Here is a 16965-nt window from a genome sequence, read left to right as displayed (position 1 = left end):
GGCCCGCGCCGCCGAGGCGGCCCACCGGTCCCGACGCGACGCGCTGGTGCTCCAGCTCAGCTCCGCCGGGGGGACCGTCCCGGCCGACCAGGCCGGCTACGCCCTGCCGTTCCCGGTCACCGACCGGGCCGCCGCGCTGCGGCTGGCGGTGCAGGTGGAGGAGCGCACCGCGGCGTTCTGGCGGGTGGCGCTGCCGGTCACCACCGGCGCGGACCGCACCCGGGCGCTCAACGCGCTGACCGACTGCGCGGTACGGGCCACCCGGTGGCGGCGCAGCGCGGGGATCACCCCGCTGACCGTCCCGTTCCCCGGCAGCCCCACCTGACCCACCGCCCGTACCCTGCGGTTGCGCGCCGCATACGGGGTATGCATACTCCGTCGCATGTCCATCCGTCACGGCCTGCTCGCCCTGCTGGAGCGCGGCCAGATGTACGGCTACCAGCTCCGGGCCGCGTTCGAGGAGTCGACCGGCTCGACCTGGCCGCTGAACATCGGTCAGGTCTACACCACCCTCAACCGGCTGGAGCGTGACGGCCTGGTCCGCTCCCTGCCCGAGCACGAGGGCGGGCAGCGGCCGTACGAGATCACCGATGCCGGACGGGCGGACCTCGCGCTGTGGTTCGTCACCCCGATCAGCCGCAACGACCGCCCCCGCGACGAACTGTCCATCAAGCTGGCCCTGGCGCTGACCACACCCGGGGTCGACGTGCGGGCGGTGGTGCAGACCCAGCGTGGCGCGACCATGCGCACGTTGCAGGAGCTGACCCGGCTCAAGTACACCAGCGACCGGCCGGAGGACCTGCCCTGGCGACTGGTGCTGGACGCGATGATGTTCCAGGCCGAGGCGGAGATCCGCTGGCTCGACCACTGCGAGACCAGCCTGGTCCGGCACCGGCCGGCGGCCCCCACCGCACGCAGCGGGTCACCGCCGGAGGTGGTGGAGCGGGCCGACGAGGAGGCACACCGGTGACCGGCCCCGACGGCGCGGTGCTGGAACTGCGCGACGTGCACCGCACCCACGGGGGCGGGGAGGCCGCCGTGCACGCGCTGCGCGGGGTGAGCCTCGCCGTACGACCGGGCGAGCTGGTGGCCGTGATGGGTCCCTCCGGCTCGGGCAAGTCGACCCTGCTCACCCTGGCCGGCGGGCTCGACCGGCCGACCGCCGGGGAGGTGCTGGTCGAGGGGGCGGCGCTCGGCACGCTCGACGGGCGGCGGCTGGCCCGGCTGCGCCGTCGCCGGATCGGCTACGTCTTCCAGGATCTGAACCTGCTCGGCAGCCTCACCGCCGCGGAGAACGTGGCGCTGCCGCTGGAACTCGACGGGGTCGGCGTACGCCAGGCCCGGCGGGCGGCCCTGGCGGCGCTGGAGGAGGTCGGCCTGGACGGGCTCGGCGGACGCTTCCCGGACCAGATGTCCGGGGGCCAGCAGCAGCGGGTGGCGATCGCGCGGGCGCTGGTCGGCGAGCGGCGGCTGGTGCTCGCCGACGAGCCGACCGGGGCGCTGGACTCGCAGACCGGGGAGGCCGTGCTGCACCTGCTGCGCCGCCGGGTCGACGCGGGCGCGGCCGGGGTGCTGGTGACCCACGAGGCCCGGCACGCGGGCTGGGCCGACCGGGTGGTGTTCCTCCGCGACGGCGTCATGGTCGACTCCACCGCGCCGTTGGCCGGGGTGGAGCACCTGCTCTCCGGAATCGGCCGGTGAGCTCCCCGCCCCACCCGGACGGACCATCCCACCCGGACGGGCCGTCCCACCCGGGCGGACCGCCCCACGCCGACGGCCGGTCCGCCCGCACGGCCCGGCTCGCCGGCACGGTCGGGTCCTGGCGGGCGGCGCTGCGGATCGCCAGGCGCGAGGCGCGGCGGGCACGGGGGCGTACCGCGCTGGTGCTGACGATGATCGCGCTGCCGGTGGTGGTGCTGAGCTTCGTCGCGGTCACCTACGACATGGCCGACCTCACCCGGGAGGAGAGCTTCGCCCAGCGGGCCGGCACCGCCGACGTCGAGCTGCACTGGGTGGCGGAGAACCCGATCCACCAGGACTCCTGGGGGGACACGAACTGGGCCCGCACGGGTGATCAGGTGACCCGGGAGCGGCCGGTGGGCCGGGCGGAGATCGAGGCGCTGCTGCCGGCCGGCAGCCGGGCCAGCCGGGTGAGCTGGTGGGTGCCGTTCGAGGTGCGGATCGGCGACCGGACCAGGACCCTGGACGGGCGGGCGCTGGACCTGACCGACCCGGTGGCCCGCTCGACGGTGCGGCTGCGGTCCGGGCGGGTCCCGACCGCACCCGACGAGGTCGCGGTGAGCGCGCAGGCCGCCGCCCGGATGGGCGTCCGGGTGGGCGGGTCGGTCGACGCGGCCGACGGCACCCGCCGGTGGCGGGTGGTCGGCGTGGTCGAGTTCCCCGACCAGCTCGGGGAGATCGTCGCCCTGACCCCGACCGGGCTGCCCCGGGACGGGCGGAGCTACGACGAGAGCTGGCTGGTCGACCTCCCCGGCCCGGTGGACGCCGCGCTGGTGGACCGGCTCAACGCGCACGGCGTGCTGGTCAGCGCCCGGAATCCGGTGCCGGGTGCCCAATCCCCCGACGGGTCGACGCTCAACCTGCCCGACCCGGTGCTGGCGAGCAACGCGGTGCTGGTCGGCGGCCTCGGTCTGCTGGAGGTCGTCCTGCTGGTCGGCCCCGCCTTCGCGGTCGGGGTCCGGCGGCGACGGCGGGACCTGGCGCTGGTCGCGGTGGCCGGCGGCGACCCGGTGCACCTGCGGCGGATCGTGCTCGCCGACGGGGTGGTCCTCGGCGGGCTCGGGGCCGCGTGCGGGCTGCTGCTCGGGGTCACCGCGGCGCTCGCCGGCCGGTCGCTGGTCGAGGAACACGTGCTGGGGGCGCGCAGCGGGGGCTACCGGGTCTTCCCGGCGGCGCTCGCCGCGATCGCGGCGGTCGCGGTGCTGGCCGGGGTGCTGGCCGCGCTCGCCCCGGCGCTGGCCGCCGCCAGGCAGGACGTGGTGGCCGGGTTGGCCGGTCGCCGGACCGCACCCCCGCACCGCCGCCGCTGGCTGCTCCTCGGGGTGACGTTGACCGTGCTGGGCAGCGGGACCGCCGCCCTGGGCGCGGCCGGGGGCGACACCCCGGTGATCCTCGCCGGGCTGGTCCTGGGTGAGCTGGGCCTGGTCTTCTGCACGCCCACGCTGATCGGTCTGCTGGCCCGGCTCGGCCCGCTGCTGCCACCCGCCCCCCGGATCGCGCTGCGCGACGCCAGCCGCAACCGCTCGTCGGCCGCCCCGGCCATCTCCGCGGTGATGGCCGCCGTCGCCGGCAGCGTCGCCCTGGGCGTCTACGTGGCCAGCGACGACGCCCGCAGCCAGGCCGACTGGCAGCCGGGGATGCCGCCGGGCCGGGTGCTGCTGCTGCGCGGCGACCGGGACGGCACCGGCCCGCTGCCCCCGCTGCCGCTGATCACCGAGCGGGTCCGGGCCGAGCTGGGCACCGACGCGGTGCTGCCGGTGGCGGTGCCCGGCTGTACCCAGGTGCGGCACCCGAGCGCCTACTGCACGGTCACGCCGGTGCTGCCCGCCGGCCGGGCCTGCCCGTACGACGCGGAGTCGTACCGGACGGCCGAGGTCCGCCGCGAGGCGCTGGCCGACCCGCGCTGCGTCCCGCCGGTCCGCATCGTCAGCGGTTTCTACCTGCCGGCCATGGTCGACGACGGTGCCGCCCTGGGGGTGCTCAGCGGTGCGCCGGCGGCGGAGGTGGCGGCCGCGGCCGCCGTGCTGCGGGCCGGTGGCGTGGTGGTGACCGACCCCCGCTACGTGGTCGACGGCCGGGTGACGGTCCGGGTCGACCGGTCGGTCGGCGACTCCCGCCCGCCGGTGGCGACCACCGTCACCCTCCCCGGTCACCTGCTGCGCGACGGGCTGCCGGTGGACCGGCTGGTGCTCTCCCCGGCCGCCGCCGCCCGGGTCGGCCTGCGCACGGAGCCTGTCGGTTTCGCCGTCGACACCCGGTCCGCGCCGACCACCGCGCAACTCGACCGGGTGGTCACCGCGCTGCGCCCGCTGCTGCCGGTCACCGCGCAGATCGAGCGGGGTCCGCCCCACTCGGAGCAGCGGCCGGTGCTGCTCCTGTTGGCGGCCGGCGCCGGGGTGATCACCCTGGGCGCGGCCGGGGTGGCCACCGGGCTCGCCGCGGCGGAGGGCCGCCGGGACCTCTCCACGCTCGCGGCGGTGGGGGCCAGTCCCCGGGTACGCCGGATGCTGTCGCTCTGCCAGGCGGGGGTGATCGCCGTGGTGGGCTCGGCGCTCGGCATCGCGGCCGGACTCGGCTCCGCGCTGATCATCCTGACCTCGACGAACCGCCAGTACGCGCAGACCTGGCCGACCCAGACGCCGTACCCGGTGGTGGTGCCCTGGCAGACCCTCGGCGTGCTGGTGGTGGTGCCGCTGGTGGCGATGCTCGGTGCCGGTCTGTTCACCAGGTCCCGCCTCACTGTCGAACGCCGGCTGGACTGAGCGGCCCGCCGGAAGCCGGTGGGTGCGGACCCCGCGTCGACCAGGCAGACTGGCCGGGTGCCCGTACTCGGAACCCTCACCCGGCGGCTCGGTCACCACGAGTGGTTCGGTGCCACCATGCGCCTGCTCGTCCCCGTCGACCGGATGGTCGGGCGGCTCACCCGGGGTCGGGTGGTCGCGCTGGGGCTGGTCCCCTCGCTGATCATCACGACCACCGGGCACCGTTCCGGCCTGCCGCGCAGTAACCCCCTGCTGTACGTGCCGGACGGCGACGGGTTCGTGGTGATCGGCTCCAACTGGGGTCAGCGGCACCAGCCCGGCTGGGTGCTGAACCTGCTCGCCCGGCCGCAGGCGGAGGTGGCCGTCAAGGGTCGCCGGCTCGCCGTCCGCGCCGACCTGGCGACCGGGGCCGAGCGGGACCGGCTCTGGCAGTTGCTGGTCACCGAGTGGCCGGCGTACCGGACGTACGTGCAGCGGGCCGGCGGCCGGGAGATCCACATCTTCCGGCTGGCCCCGACCGGTGCCGACCTGCCGTGACCGTGCCGGAGCCGGCAGCCGGGCCGGACCTGGACGATCCGCGCTGGCAGGTCGCCGCCCGGACGGCCGACGCGGCGCGGCGACGTTTCCCGGCGGACATCCTCGCGGTGGCCGTGCACGGCCCGCTGGCGCACGGCGACGACGACGGTGGCGGGGACGCCGAGGTCGGCCTGCTGCTGGTCACCTACCGGGCGGGCGGCGGGCCGGCCCCGTCGACCCGGCGGGTGGACGGGGTGCTGGTCGCGCTGACCGTGGCCGACGCCGACGGCTACCTGCGGCAGGCCCGGACGTTGACCCCGGCCTGGCCGCTGACCGCCGACCGGTACGTCACGACCGTCGCGCTGCACGACCCGACCGGCTGGCTGCGCACCCTGCGCGACGAGCACCTGGGCCGGCTGGCGCGGGCCCGGCCGGCGGAGTTCAGCACCGCCGCCCGGGACGCCTGGTACCGGGGCTGGGCGGCGTACGCCCGCGCGACCCGGCTCGCCGAGTGGTACGAGACCGACCAGGCGCTGGTGATGCTGGGTGAGGCGCGGCTGGCGGCGGCCACGGTCAGCGGCCTGCTCAGCCGCACCTACTTCCGTGACCCGGGCGACGCGGTACGGCGTGCCGGGCTGGCCGGCGCGGACATGACCGAGGTGGGCCGGGTACTGACCGGGCAGGCCGAGGAGCTGACCGCCCGGGGCCGCCCGGTCGACGGCACGGTGGACGACCTGCTCGCCGGCTGAGCCGAAGCTCAGTCGGAGGCCGACCGCGACGACCGGCCGGGCCGGCCCCGACGGTCTAGCCGAGGCCGCCCTGCACCCCGATGAGCATCCCGATCAGATAGGTCGCCCCGGCCGCCGCCGCGCCGAGCAGCAACTGCCGCAGCCCGCCGGCCCACCAGGGGCGATGGGTGAACCGGGCCACGACCGCCCCGGCCGCGAAGAGCCCCACCCCGCCGACGGCGAGCGCCAGCGCCAGGCTGGTGGAGCCGAGCAGGTAGCTCAGCAGCGGGATCAGCGCCCCGACGGAGAAGCAGAGGAACGACGAGACGGCCGCCGCCCAGGGGCTGGGTTGTTCGTCGGGGTCGACCCCCAGCTCCTCCCGGACGTGCACCCGCAGCGCCTCCTCCGGGTTGCGGCGTACCGCCTCGGCGACCTGGTCGGCCAGGTCGCGGGGCAGACCCCGGGCCACCCAGGCGTCGGACAGCTCCCGGGCCTCGGCCTCCGGGTGGCGTTCCAGCTCGCGGCGTTCCTTGGCGACCTCGGCGGCGACCTGCTCGTTGGCCGACCGGACGCTGGTGTACTCGCCCAGCCCCATCGAGATGGCGCCGGCGACCAGGCCGGCGGTGCCGGTGAGCACGATGCTGTGCGCCGACACCCCGCCGCCGCCGACCCCGGCGATCAGGGCGATGTTGGTGACCAGGCCGTCCATCGCGCCGAATACGGCGGGCCGCAGCCAGCCGCCGGACACGTCCGCGTGGTGCGCCTCCCGCAGCGCCGCCGGGGTGTCGGTCACGGCAGGGTGAGGATCTCGAAGCCGTCGTCGGTGACGACGATGGTGTGCTCGAACTGGGCCGTCCACTTCCGGTCCTTGGTGACGACCGTCCAGCCGTCGTCCCACATGTCGTACTGGTAGGTGCCGAGGGTGATCATCGGCTCGACGGTGAAGGTCATGCCGGGTTCCATGATGTCGGTGGGCCGCGGGCTGTCGTAGTGCGGCACGTACAGGCCGCTGTGGAAGGCCTCGCCGATGCCGTGGCCGGTGAAGTCGCGGACCACCCCGTAGCCGAACCGCTTGGCGTACGACTCGATGACCCGGCCGATCACGTTGATCTGCCGGCCGGGGCGCACGGCCCGGATGCCGCGCATCATCGCCTCGTGGGTGCGCTCGACGAGCAGCCGGGCCTCCTCGCTGACCTCGCCCACGCAGAAGGTGGCGTCGGTGTCGCCGTGCACCCCGTCGAGGTAGGCGGTGACGTCGACGTTGACGATGTCACCGTCGGCGAGCACCGTCGAGTCGGGGATGCCGTGGCAGATGACCTCGTTGATGCTGGTGCAGCAGGACTTGGGGAAGCCCCGGTAGCCCAGCGTCGACGGGTAGGCGCCGTGGTCGACGAGGAACTCGTGCACCACCCGGTCGATCTCGTCGGTGGTGACCCCGGGCTTGCAGTGCGCGCCCGCGAGCTGGGTGGCCTGCGCCGCCAACCGGCCGGCGACCCGCATCTTCTCGATGGTCTGCGGGGTCTGCACGTGCGAGCCGCGCCACTGCTGGGGTTGCTTGCGGCCCACGTACTCCGGGCGGGCGATGTGGTCGGGGACCGCTCGCCACGGGGAGAGTGTGCCGGGGGTGAGCGGGGCACGGACGGTCATGACGACAGCCTATCTCCGTGGGGCGGGGGGCCTCCGGCACGGCCCGGCGGTTGTTGCCGTCACCACCGGGCTGTGCAATGGTGGCCGGGTGGATCTAGGGGGTGCACCGCCCGTGTTCTCCGCGCGCGCGGAGGTCACCGGGGACCACGTCCGCGTCACGGTGACCGGCGAGGTCGACATGGCCACCGCCGACACCATGGTCCAGACCACCCTCCGTGAGCCGGCCCGGCAGGTCACCCTGGATCTGCGCGCCGTCACCTTCTTCGACTCGGCCGCCATCCACGCGGTGGTCCAGCTCGCCCGGCGGTTCCCGGGCGCGCTGACCGTGTTCCCGTCCCGGCAGGTCAGCCGGGTGCTGGAGATCTCCGGCCTCGGCGACCAGGAGTGGCTGCGCCCGCTCTGACCCGGGGCCGCGCCGGGCCGGCTCAGTCGGCCAGCCGGCGGCGCAGCGACACCTCGGTCCCCTCGTCGGTACGGCGTACCGTCAGCTCGCCCAGCGCCTCGATCAGCGCGAGCCCCCGGCCCCGGAACCCGGCCCCGGTCGACTCCCGCCACCGGCCGCTGTCGCGCACCGTCGCCACCACCGTCCGGTCGACGATCGACACCTCGACGCCGATCGTCGGCTCCACCGGCGCGACCGGGTGCTCGATCGCGTTGGCGGCGGCCTCGGACACGGCGACGATCAGGTCGAACAGGTCGTTCTCGCCGACGGAGTGCGCGACCAGGAAGTCCTCCAGCCGCTTGCGCAGCACGCTGAGCCGGGTCGGGTCGGCGGGCAGCCGCAACGCGAACCGGTTCAGCTCGGCGGCCTCCAGGGCCAGCACCGCGACGTCGTCGTGCCGGTCGCGTCCGTCGACCCGCTCCACCACCGCGTCCACCAGGTCGGCCACGTGCCCGCCGCCGGCACCGGCGTCCGCCCGGAGCTGGGTGAGCGCCGCGTCGATGCCGGCCCGCCGGTCCTCGATCAGGCCGTCGGTGTAGAGCAGCAGCCGGCCGCCGGGGGCGAGTCCACCCTCGACGGTGCGGTAGTCGGTGCCGGTGAGCGCCCCGATGGGCGGCCCGAGGGCCTGCTCGTGCAGGAAGGCCACGTCGTCTCCTCGGATCAGCAGGGGGGACGGATGACCGGCGCTGGCGTACCGCAGCCGGCCGGTGCGCGGAGTGAAGGAGAGGCAGAACACGGTGGCGAACGACTGCCGCTCGGTCGAGCCGACCAGCCGGTTGAGCCGGGTCAACGCCTGCCCCGGGTCGTAGCCCTCCAGCAGGTAGGCCCGCAGGCCGTTGCGGAGCTGACCCATCGCGGCGGCGGCCCGGACGCCCTTGCCGACCACGTCGCCGATGACCAGCACCACCTCGTCGTCGCCGAGGCCGATCACGTCGTACCAGTCGCCGCCGACCTCGACGTCGGTGCTGCCGGGCAGGTAGCGGCTGGCCACCACCGCACCGGGGAGCTGGGGTAGCGACCGGGGCAGCAGGCTGTGTTGCAGCGTGGTGGCGATCCGGTGTTCGGCCTCGTAGAGCTGGGCGTTCTCCAGTCGTACGCCGACCAGGCGGGCCAGTTCCCCGACGGCGGCGTGCTCGGTGCCGTCGCCCTCCCGACGCCACACCCGCAGCTCGCCGAGCTGCCCACCGGTGCTGCCGGTCAGCGGCAGCACCTGGGACGGCTGGTCGGTGCTGGTGCCGCCGCCGTCGGCCTCGTGCCGCGCGCCGGTGACGGTGGTCACCGACACCCGGGCCGCCTCGGCGAGGTGCAGGGCGTGCCGGGCGGCGACCCGGACCACGTCGGCTGTCGACTTCGCGGTGTTGACCGCCACGGCGGCGTCGGCGAGCGCCCGCAACCGGCGGATGATCTGGCCACGCAACTGGCCCAGCTCGACGTTCGCCCGGACCCGGGCGATCAGCTCCGTGCCGGAGAACGGCTTGGTGAGGTAGTCGTCGGCACCCACGGAGAGACCGGCGACCGCCTCGGCGGAACCGGCCCGCGCGGAGAGCAGCACGATCGGCACGTGCCGGGTGGCCGGGTTTCCGCGCAGCGCGGTGACCAGGCCGAAGCCGTCCAGCCGGGGCATCATCACGTCGGTGAGCACCAGGTCGAACCGGCCCGCGGTGGCCTCCTGGAGGGCCACCGCCCCGTCCGGCACGGCCACCACCTCGTACTCGGGGCTGAGCAGCCGGGTGACGTGTTCGCGCAGGTCGGCGTTGTCGTCGGCGAGCAGGACCCGGCCGACCCGGGCGGGGTCGCCGGTGGTCGGGGTGGGCCGCCCGTCGCCGGCCGGGTCGGGCCGGTCGGTCCACCGGGCGGTCTCCGCGACGTAGAGCGACGCCTGCGACGACTCGGTGGGCAGCGGCCCAGGGCCGGCGACCCGGTCGGGCGGCAGGTGCGCGGAGCCGAACGGGACGGTCACGGTGACCGTGGTGCCGTGGTCGACCCGGCTGGTGGCGGCGACGGTGCCGCCGTGCATCTCGACCAGTTCACGGACGAGGGCCAGGCCGATCCCGGTGCCCTCGTGGGTACGCGAGCGGACCCCCGGCACCCGGTGGAACCGCTCGAAGACGTGCGGCACCTCCTCGGCGGCGATGCCGACCCCGGTGTCGGTCACCTCCAGCCGGGCCGTGCCGTCGACCGCGGCCACCCGGACCCGGATCTCCCCGTCGAAGGTGAACTTCAGCGCGTTGGAGAGCAGGTTGAAGACGATCTTCTCCCACATGTCGCGGTCCAGGAAGACCGGCGCGGGCAGCGGCTGGCAGTCGACCACGAGCCGCAGCCCGGCCCGCTCGGTCGCGGAGCGGAAGGTGCCGGCCAGCCGGGAGGTGTACGCGGCCAGGTCGGTGGGCTGGTAGTGGGCGGCCAGCCGGCCGGATTCCAGCCGGGAGAAGTCGAGCACCGTGTTGACCAGCTTGAGCAGGCGCAGCGCGTTGCGGTGCATCATGGTCAGCCGGTCGAGGTGCTCGGCGGACAGCGTCGGGTCGGCCAGCATGTCCTCCAGCGGGCCGAGGACGAGGGTCAGCGGGGTACGGAACTCGTGGCTGACGTTGGCGAAGAAGTTGGTCTTGGCGCGGTCCAGCGCGGCCAGCTCGGCGGCGCGGGCCCGTTCCTGCTCGTACACCCGCTGCTGGCCGACCACCCGGGACACCTGAGCGGCGATCAGGCCGAGGAAGTCGCGGTACTCGTCGGTGAGCGGCAGCCGGGCGGACCGGCCGACCACCAGCGCCCCGGCGGGCTCGCTGGTGGCGGTGAGCGGCAGCACCAGCGCCCGGGTGGCGACGTCGTCCGGCACCGCGCCGAGCAGTTCGGCCACCTCGATCTCGGCGGCCACCCCACCGGCGGCGACCCGGGCCAGCGTGGCCGGCGGCTCGGCCGGCACCCGGGCGGCGTCGACGCCGCTGACCCCGGCCGGCACCGGGCGGCCGGTCTCGTCGGTCAGGTAGACCAGGGCGAACGGGACGTCGGCCCGGTGCCCGTCGAGCACCGCCGCCGTGGCCCGCCCCAGCTCGGCCATGCTGCCGGCCGCGCCGAGTCGGGAGCCGAGTTCGGCCAGGGCCCGCAGCCGGCGTTCCCCGACGACCCGGCCGGTGGTCTCGTTGACGAAGCAGAAGACGCCGTTGACGCTGCCGTCGTCGTCGCGGATCGGGTCGTAGGAGATGTCGAAGTAGACCCGCTCGACGAAGCCGTGCCGGTCGAGCAGGAACGGGTGGTTCTCGCCCCGGTAGGACTCGCCGCTGCGGCGTACCCCGTCGAGCAGGGGGCCGAGCACGTCCCAGGTCTCGGCCCAGTGTTCCCGGGCCGGCCGGCCGAGCGCGACGGGATGCTTGTCGCCGATGGTGGGCCGGTAGGCGTCGTTGTAGAAGGCCAACTGGTCGGGGCCCCAGAACATCACGATCTGGGCCCGTGAGGAGAGCATCATGCCGATGGCGTGGCTCAGCGCCGCCGGCCAGGTGTCGGGGCTGCCGAGCGGGCTGGCCGCCCAGTCGTGTCCGCGCAGCCGGCGGCCCATCTCGCCACCCGCCGCGAACGCCCCGGTCAGCCACGGGGGCAGTGCGCGGTCGGCGGACGACAGTGCGGACAGCCCCCGGCCGTCCTCGCCCCCACGGGCCGAGCTCATCCGCGCCCCCTGCTTCGGCCGGTCGTGCCCCCCATAACGCCTCGGCTCACCGCCGGTCGCGTCCGTCTTCTACCCCGACGGATCAGGAACGTAACGCATCGGTTCGGACGGACGCTGGTAACCCGTGCCTCATCCTGCCGTCATCTGTCCGACAGCGCACGGTGGGGGGCGGTCCGGTCAGAAGATCGGCAGGCCGTCGATGCTGGCGGCGTTCTTGGTCGCCCGGTAGGTGACCAGATCCTCGGCGGTCCGCCGGGAGTGTGAGGTGAGCAACAGGTCGCGGTCGGCCCGGTAGTCCATCAGGGGCACCGCGTAGCCGCAGGAGTCGCTGACCCGGTCCACGGTCACCCCGATCACCGCCCGCACCGCGTGCACGTCGGGCGGCTCGGGGAAGTCGGCCAGCAGCGCCCCGAAGCCGGGGTCGGTGACCGGGGTGGCGACGCCCCGCCCGTGCAGTCGGACGATCTTCGGTGGGCCGTCGAAGGCGCAGAACATCAGCGTGATCCGGCCGTTGTCGCGCAGGTGGGCGATCGTCTCCGCGCCGCTGCCGTGGTAATCCAGCCAGGCCACCCGGTGCGGGCCGAGCACGACGAACGTGCCCCGCATGCCCTTGGGCGAGACGTTGACGTGCCCGTCGCCGCCGCTGGGCGCGGTGGCCACGAAGAACATCGGCTGCGCCTCGACGAACTCCCGCAGTCGCCCGTCCAGCGCCGGATACACGGTCCCCATGCCGTCATCCTGCCGCCGCTGACCGTATTCCGGGACAGGCTTCCCGTTTGATGGGATGTCTCAGCGGTCCCGGGCGGCCCTCACCAGGGCGGTCACCGGACGCGGGTCGTCGTCGTTCTCCGGATGCCACTGCACCCCGAGCAGGAACCGCCGCGCCGGGTCCTCCACCGCCTCCACCACCGCGTCGTCGGCCCAGCCGGTGACCGTGAGCCGCCCCGGATCGGCCACCGCCTGGTGGTGGTACGAGTTGACCCGGTCCACCCCGGCCAGCAGCGACGCCGTCCGGGTCCCCGGCGCGAACCGGACCGGATGCGCCCCGTACACCCCCGGGGCGGGGCGGTGCCGGTCGTGGCCCACCACGTCCGGCAGGTGCTGGTGCAGCGACCCGCCGTGCGCGACGGCCAGCAACTGCATGCCCCGGCACACCCCGAGCACCGGCAGGTCCACGGCGAGGGCGGCGGCCAGCAGGGCCGACTCCCCGGCGTCCCGGTCGGGCCGGGGCTCGGTACGCGGGTCCACCGGCTGGCCGTAGCGCTCCGGGCCGACGTCCGCGCCGCCGGCCAGCAGCAGCCCGTCCAGCACGTCCACCACGTCGGCGTCCAGGTCGTCCGGGGGCAGCACCACGGCCCGACCCCCGGCGGCGGTCACCGAGCGGACGTACGCCTGCGGGATCAGCGACGCCGGCACGTCCCGCCAGACGGCCCAGCTCGCCGGCTCGACGTACCCGGTGATCCCGATCAGCGGACGCGCCCGCCGGCCGGCCGCCGACCCGCTCACAGGGGGGTGACGTACGCGCCGGTGATGCCACCGTCGACGACGAACTGCGCGGCGGTCATGAACGACGCGTCGTCGCTGGCCAGGAAGGCCACCGCGGCGGCGATCTCCTCCGGTGCGCCGAACCGGCCCATCGGCACGTGCACCAGCCGGCGGGCGGCCCGCTCCGGGTCGGCGGCGAACAACTCCAGCAGCAGCGGGGTGGCGACCGGGCCGGGGCAGAGCGCGTTGACCCGGATGCCCTCCCGGGCGAACTGCACGCCCAGCTCCCGGGTCATCGCCAGCACCCCGCCCTTGCTCGCCGTGTACGCGATCTGCGAGGTGGCCGCCCCCATCAGCGCCACGAACGAGGCGGTGTTGATGATCGAACCCTTGCCCTGCCGGCGCATGTGCGGGATCGCGTACTTGCAGCACAGGTAGACGCTCGTGGTGTTGACCCGCAGCACCCGCTCCCAGGCGTCCAGCCCGGTGTCGAGGATCGAGTCGTCGTCGGGCGGGGAGATGCCGGCGTTGTTGAACGCCACGTCGACCCGGCCGTGCCGCTGCGCGACCCCGTCGAAGAGGTCCCGCACGGCCGCCTCGTCGGCGACGTCGGTGTGCACGTACTCCCCGCCGACCTCCTCGGCGGCCCGCCCGCCGGCCTCGTCGTCGATGTCGACGCAGACCACCCGGGCCCCCTCGGCGGCGAACCGCCGCACGGTGGCCAACCCGATCCCGCTGCCCGCCCCGGTCACCACGGCGACCCGGTCCTGTAGCCGACCCTGCACTGGCGTCACTCCTCTGTGCCGATGAAGACGTTCTTGACGTCGGTGAACGCGTGCAGCGCGTCCGGGCCCAGCTCACGACCGAGCCCGGAACGCTTCATCCCACCGAACGGGGTCCAGTAGCGCACCGAGGAGTGCGAGTTGACGCTCAGGTTGCCCGCCTGGACCGCGCGGGCCAGCCGCAGCGCCCGGCCGACGTCCCGGGTCCAGATCGAGCCGGACAGGCCGTACTCGGTGTCGTTGGCGAGCCGGACCGCGTCGGCCTCGTCGTCGAACGGGAGCACCGAGACGACCGGCCCGAAGATCTCCTCCCGCCAGTGCCGGTCGGCCGGGGAGTCGGCGAGCAGCACCGTCGGGGCGTGCCAGAAGCCGGGGCCGTCGGGGCGGGTGCCGGTGAAGGCGACAGTCGCGCCGTCGACGTAGCCGGCGACCCGGTCGCGGTGGGCGGCGGAGATCAGCGGGCCCATCTCGGCGGTCTCGGCGGCCGGGTCCTCCACCCGCAGCGCCCGGACCGCCGGTTCGAGCAGTTCCAGGAACCGGTCGTAGACCGGGCGCTGGACCAGGATGCGGGAGCGGGCGCAGCAGTCCTGGCCGGCGTTGTCGAACACGGCGTACGGCGCGGTGGCCGCCGCCTTCTCCAGGTCGGCGTCGGCGAAGACCAAGTTGGCGCTCTTGCCGCCCAGCTCCAGGGTGATCCGCTTCACCTGGGCGGCGCAGCCGGCCATGATCCGGGTGCCCACCTCGGTGGAGCCGGTGAAGCAGACCTTGCGCACGGCCGGGTGGGTGACGAACCGTTCGCCGACCACGTCGCCCCGGCCGGGCAGCACGGTGAACACCCCCTCCGGCAGGCCGGCGTCGCGCCCCAGCTCGGCCAGGCGCAGCGCGGTGAGCGGGGTCAGCTCGGCGGGTTTGAGCACGACCGTGTTGCCGGCGGCCAGCGCCGGGGCGAAGCCCCAGGCGGCGATCGGCATCGGGAAGTTCCACGGCACGATCACCCCGACCACGCCGAGCGGTTCGTGGAAGGTGACGTCCCAGCCGCCGGGCACCGGGATCTGCCGCCCGGTCAGCCGCTCCGGCGCCCCCGCGTAGTAGTCGAGCACGTCGCGGACGTTGCCCGCCTCCCACCGCGCATTACCGATGGTGTGCCCCGCGTTGCGCACCTCCAGCCGCGCCAACTCCTCCAGGTGGCTGTCGACCAGCCCGGCGAACCGCCGCAGAATCCGCCCCCGCTCCCCCGGCGCAACCCCCCGCCACGACGCAAAGGCAACATCCGCCCGCCCGATCGCCGCATCCACCTCCTCCAGCCCGACCCCCACCACCTCCGCGACCACATCCCCACTGGCCGGATCAACCACCCGCGTCACGCCCCACCCCTTTCCCCGTGGATCATGGAGTTGTGGTGCCCCGCACAAGCCGCATACCGCCACACATCGTCCACCACAACTCCAAGATCGACGCAGGGGTGGGGGTGGGGGTTAGAGGCGTTCGAAGCCACGGGTCAGTTCCCAGTCGGTCACCGCGGCGTCGAAGGCGGCCAGTTCGACCTTGGCCAGGTTGGCGTAGTGGGCGTGCACCTCGTCGCCGAAGGCCGAGCGGGCGATCTCGGAGTCCTGCCAGAGGGTGAGGGCGTCGCGGAGGGTGGGCGGAACACGCTCGGCGGCCGGATCGTCGTAGGCGTTGCCGGTGCACTCGTCGGCCAGCTCCAGCTCCTGTTCGATGCCGTGCACCGCCCCGGCGACCAGGGCGGCGATCGCCAGGTACGGGTTGACGTCCGCGCCGGGCACCCGGTTCTCCACTCGCATCCCCTGCCCGTGGCCGACCAGCCGCAGCGCGCAGGTGCGGTTGTCGGTGCCCCAGCGCAGCGCGGTCGGCGCGAACGAGCCGGGCTGGTAGCGCTTGTAGGAGTTGATGTTCGGGGCGAACAGCACGCTCATCTCCCGCATGGTGGCGAGCAGCCCGGCCAGCACCCGCTGCCCGGTGACGCTGAGCTGCGCCGGCCCGTCGCCGAGCATCGCCGAGCGGCCGTCGACGTCACGCAGCGAGAAGTGGATGTGGCAGGAGTTGCCCTCCCGGGCGTTGGGCTTGGCCATGAACGTGATCGACACGCCCTCCTGGGCGGCGATCTCCTTCGCCCCGTTCTTGTAGATCACGTGGTGGTCGGCGCAGGCCACCGCCTCGTCGTAGCGGAAGGCGATCTCGTGCTGGCCGAGGTTGCACTCGCCCTTGGCGCTCTCCGGGGTCAGCCCCGCGCCGGCCATCTCGGTGCGGATGCGGCGCAGCAGCGGCTCCACCCGGGCGGTGCCCAGCAGCGAGTAGTCCACGTTGTACTGGTTGGCCGGGTTAAGGTCGCGGTAGCCGCGCCGCCACGCCTCCTCGTACGAGTCGCGGTAGAGCACGAACTCCAGCTCGGTGCCGGCGTACGCGGTCAGCCCGTGGTCGGCCAGCCGGTCGAGCTGCCGGCGCAGGATCTGCCGGGGTGAGGCGACCACCGGGCCGGAGCCGTCCAGCCACTCCAGGTCGGCCAGGAGCAGCACGCTGCCCGGCTGCCACGGCATCCGGCGCAGGGTGGACAGGTCGGGGCGCATGGCGAAGTCGCCGTAGCCGCGTTCCCAGCTCGACATCGCGTACCCGTCGACGGTGTTCATGTCGACGTCCACGGCGAGCAGGTAGTTGCAGCCCTCGCTGCCGTTGGCGACCACCTGGTCGAGGAAGAACGGCGCGTGGAACCGTTTGCCCTGGAGGCGGCCCTGCATGTCGGTCAGGGCGAGCACCACCGTGTCGATCTCGCCCTCGGCGACGGCGACCCGGAGCTGTTCCAGCGTGAGCGGGGCTTTCCTCATCCGTGCGCCTCCATCACCAAGGTCTACCGGGCCGAGCGGATCACCGTCAATGCCCCGTCCGGGCGGGCCGGCAAACCCCCCGGGCCGGGGTGGTCCGGCCGGTCCCGGCCCGGACCCGGCGGCCCGGCCCGCGAACGCCCGCCCGCGCCCCGCAGCCGCCCGGAGCCGGACGCGACCCCGACCCGCGGAACGAGCGGAAATTGTCGTACGCACAACGCCGGAAACGCTTTTCCCAAAGGCGGGAAAGAAGCGCCGCGACACGCCACTCATCCGTTCGGACACATAGCCGACCACACCGATCGGTAATCGGACGGCGACCTTGCGTGGAAGTTGGAAACCTTGCCAGAATTTGGGCCGGCCGGTGC

The 16965-nt window shown here is 74.5% G+C and carries 15 protein-coding genes; 7 read left to right on the top strand and 8 right to left on the bottom strand.

Going from position 1 to position 16965, the window contains the following annotated elements; all coding sequences use genetic code 11:
- The 6 genes from B5D80_RS20685 to B5D80_RS20660 all read left to right on the top strand — a co-directional run.
- Positions 1-325: ferritin-like domain-containing protein (locus B5D80_RS20685; RefSeq protein ID WP_088645559.1), on the top strand; the 325-nt coding region annotated here is incomplete at its 5' end.
- 57 nt (positions 326-382) lie between these two features.
- The gene (locus tag B5D80_RS20680; protein WP_088645558.1) at positions 383-970 is read left to right on the top strand and encodes a PadR family transcriptional regulator; all 588 of its coding nucleotides are present in this window, start codon (positions 383-385) and stop codon (positions 968-970) included.
- Complete coding sequence (locus tag B5D80_RS20675) at positions 967-1701, top strand: ABC transporter ATP-binding protein (protein WP_088645557.1); 735 nt, start codon at positions 967-969, stop codon at positions 1699-1701. Before B5D80_RS20680 ends, B5D80_RS20675 begins: the two co-directional genes overlap by 4 nt.
- Positions 1698-4502, top strand: a complete 2805-nt coding sequence (locus B5D80_RS20670) for an FtsX-like permease family protein (RefSeq protein WP_144081726.1) — start codon at positions 1698-1700, stop codon at positions 4500-4502. Before B5D80_RS20675 ends, B5D80_RS20670 begins: the two co-directional genes overlap by 4 nt.
- Before the next feature lie 57 nt (positions 4503-4559).
- Entirely contained in the window at positions 4560-5039 is a 480-nt protein-coding gene (locus B5D80_RS20665) for a nitroreductase family deazaflavin-dependent oxidoreductase (RefSeq protein ID WP_088645556.1), read from the top strand.
- Positions 5036-5767: a nucleotidyltransferase domain-containing protein gene (locus B5D80_RS20660; protein WP_245854825.1), complete on the top strand. Its 732-nt coding sequence runs from the start codon at positions 5036-5038 to the stop codon at positions 5765-5767. Before B5D80_RS20665 ends, B5D80_RS20660 begins: the two co-directional genes overlap by 4 nt.
- Positions 5768-5822: 55 nt before the next feature.
- On the opposite strand, the gene B5D80_RS20655 is transcribed toward B5D80_RS20660, so the two are convergent.
- Positions 5823-6539 (bottom strand): VIT1/CCC1 transporter family protein, encoded by a 717-nt coding sequence (locus B5D80_RS20655; protein WP_088645555.1) that lies wholly within the window; start codon positions 6537-6539, stop codon positions 5823-5825.
- Positions 6536-7393: a type I methionyl aminopeptidase gene (gene map / locus B5D80_RS20650; RefSeq protein WP_088645554.1), complete on the bottom strand. Its 858-nt coding sequence runs from the start codon at positions 7391-7393 to the stop codon at positions 6536-6538. Before map ends, B5D80_RS20655 begins: the two co-directional genes overlap by 4 nt.
- A gap of 88 nt (positions 7394-7481) precedes the next feature.
- Here map and B5D80_RS20645 point away from each other — a divergent pair, with 88 nt between their 5' ends.
- On the top strand, positions 7482-7796 hold the full coding sequence (locus B5D80_RS20645; RefSeq protein ID WP_245854823.1) for an STAS domain-containing protein: 315 nt from the start codon (positions 7482-7484) through the stop codon (positions 7794-7796).
- A 22-nt stretch (positions 7797-7818) separates the two neighbouring features.
- On the opposite strand, the gene B5D80_RS20640 is transcribed toward B5D80_RS20645, so the two are convergent.
- From B5D80_RS20640 to B5D80_RS20615, 6 genes are all read right to left on the bottom strand, one after another.
- Positions 7819-11493, bottom strand: a complete 3675-nt coding sequence (locus B5D80_RS20640) for a SpoIIE family protein phosphatase (RefSeq protein ID WP_088645552.1) — start codon at positions 11491-11493, stop codon at positions 7819-7821.
- 177 nt (positions 11494-11670) lie between these two features.
- On the bottom strand, positions 11671-12222 hold the full coding sequence (locus B5D80_RS20635; RefSeq protein ID WP_088645551.1) for a pyridoxamine 5'-phosphate oxidase family protein: 552 nt from the start codon (positions 12220-12222) through the stop codon (positions 11671-11673).
- Positions 12223-12282: 60 nt separating this feature from the next.
- The gene (locus tag B5D80_RS20630) at positions 12283-12999 is read right to left on the bottom strand and encodes a gamma-glutamyl-gamma-aminobutyrate hydrolase family protein (protein ID WP_088645550.1); all 717 of its coding nucleotides are present in this window, start codon (positions 12997-12999) and stop codon (positions 12283-12285) included.
- A complete protein-coding gene (locus B5D80_RS20625) occupies positions 12996-13763 on the bottom strand; it encodes a 3-oxoacyl-ACP reductase (protein WP_088645549.1) in 768 nt (255 codons plus the stop codon). Before B5D80_RS20625 ends, B5D80_RS20630 begins: the two co-directional genes overlap by 4 nt.
- 5 nt (positions 13764-13768) lie before the next feature.
- Complete coding sequence (locus B5D80_RS20620; RefSeq protein ID WP_088645548.1) at positions 13769-15124, bottom strand: aldehyde dehydrogenase family protein; 1356 nt, start codon at positions 15122-15124, stop codon at positions 13769-13771.
- 111 nt (positions 15125-15235) lie between these two features.
- Positions 15236-16600 (bottom strand): glutamine synthetase family protein, encoded by a 1365-nt coding sequence (locus tag B5D80_RS20615; protein WP_088645547.1) that lies wholly within the window; start codon positions 16598-16600, stop codon positions 15236-15238.
- Positions 16601-16965 lie beyond the last annotated feature (365 nt).

The organism is Micromonospora wenchangensis (assembly GCF_002210435.1).
Classification (GTDB): Bacteria; Actinomycetota; Actinomycetes; order Mycobacteriales; family Micromonosporaceae; genus Micromonospora; species Micromonospora wenchangensis.
This window is presented reverse-complemented; position numbering and strand designations above follow the sequence as displayed.

What these genes read in the sequence shown, in the direction of transcription:
- B5D80_RS20680 (WP_088645558.1), top strand. Translation starts at nt 383, where the DNA reads ATGTCCATCCGTCACGGCCTGCTCGCCCTGCTGGAGCGCGGCCAGATG.
- B5D80_RS20615 (WP_088645547.1), bottom strand. Translation starts at nt 16,600, where the DNA reads ATGAGGAAAGCCCCGCTCACGCTGGAACAGCTCCGGGTCGCCGTCGCC.
- map (WP_088645554.1), bottom strand. Translation starts at nt 7,393, where the DNA reads ATGACCGTCCGTGCCCCGCTCACCCCCGGCACACTCTCCCCGTGGCGA.
- B5D80_RS20635 (WP_088645551.1), bottom strand. Translation starts at nt 12,222, where the DNA reads ATGGGGACCGTGTATCCGGCGCTGGACGGGCGACTGCGGGAGTTCGTC.
- B5D80_RS20640 (WP_088645552.1), bottom strand. Translation starts at nt 11,493, where the DNA reads ATGAGCTCGGCCCGTGGGGGCGAGGACGGCCGGGGGCTGTCCGCACTG.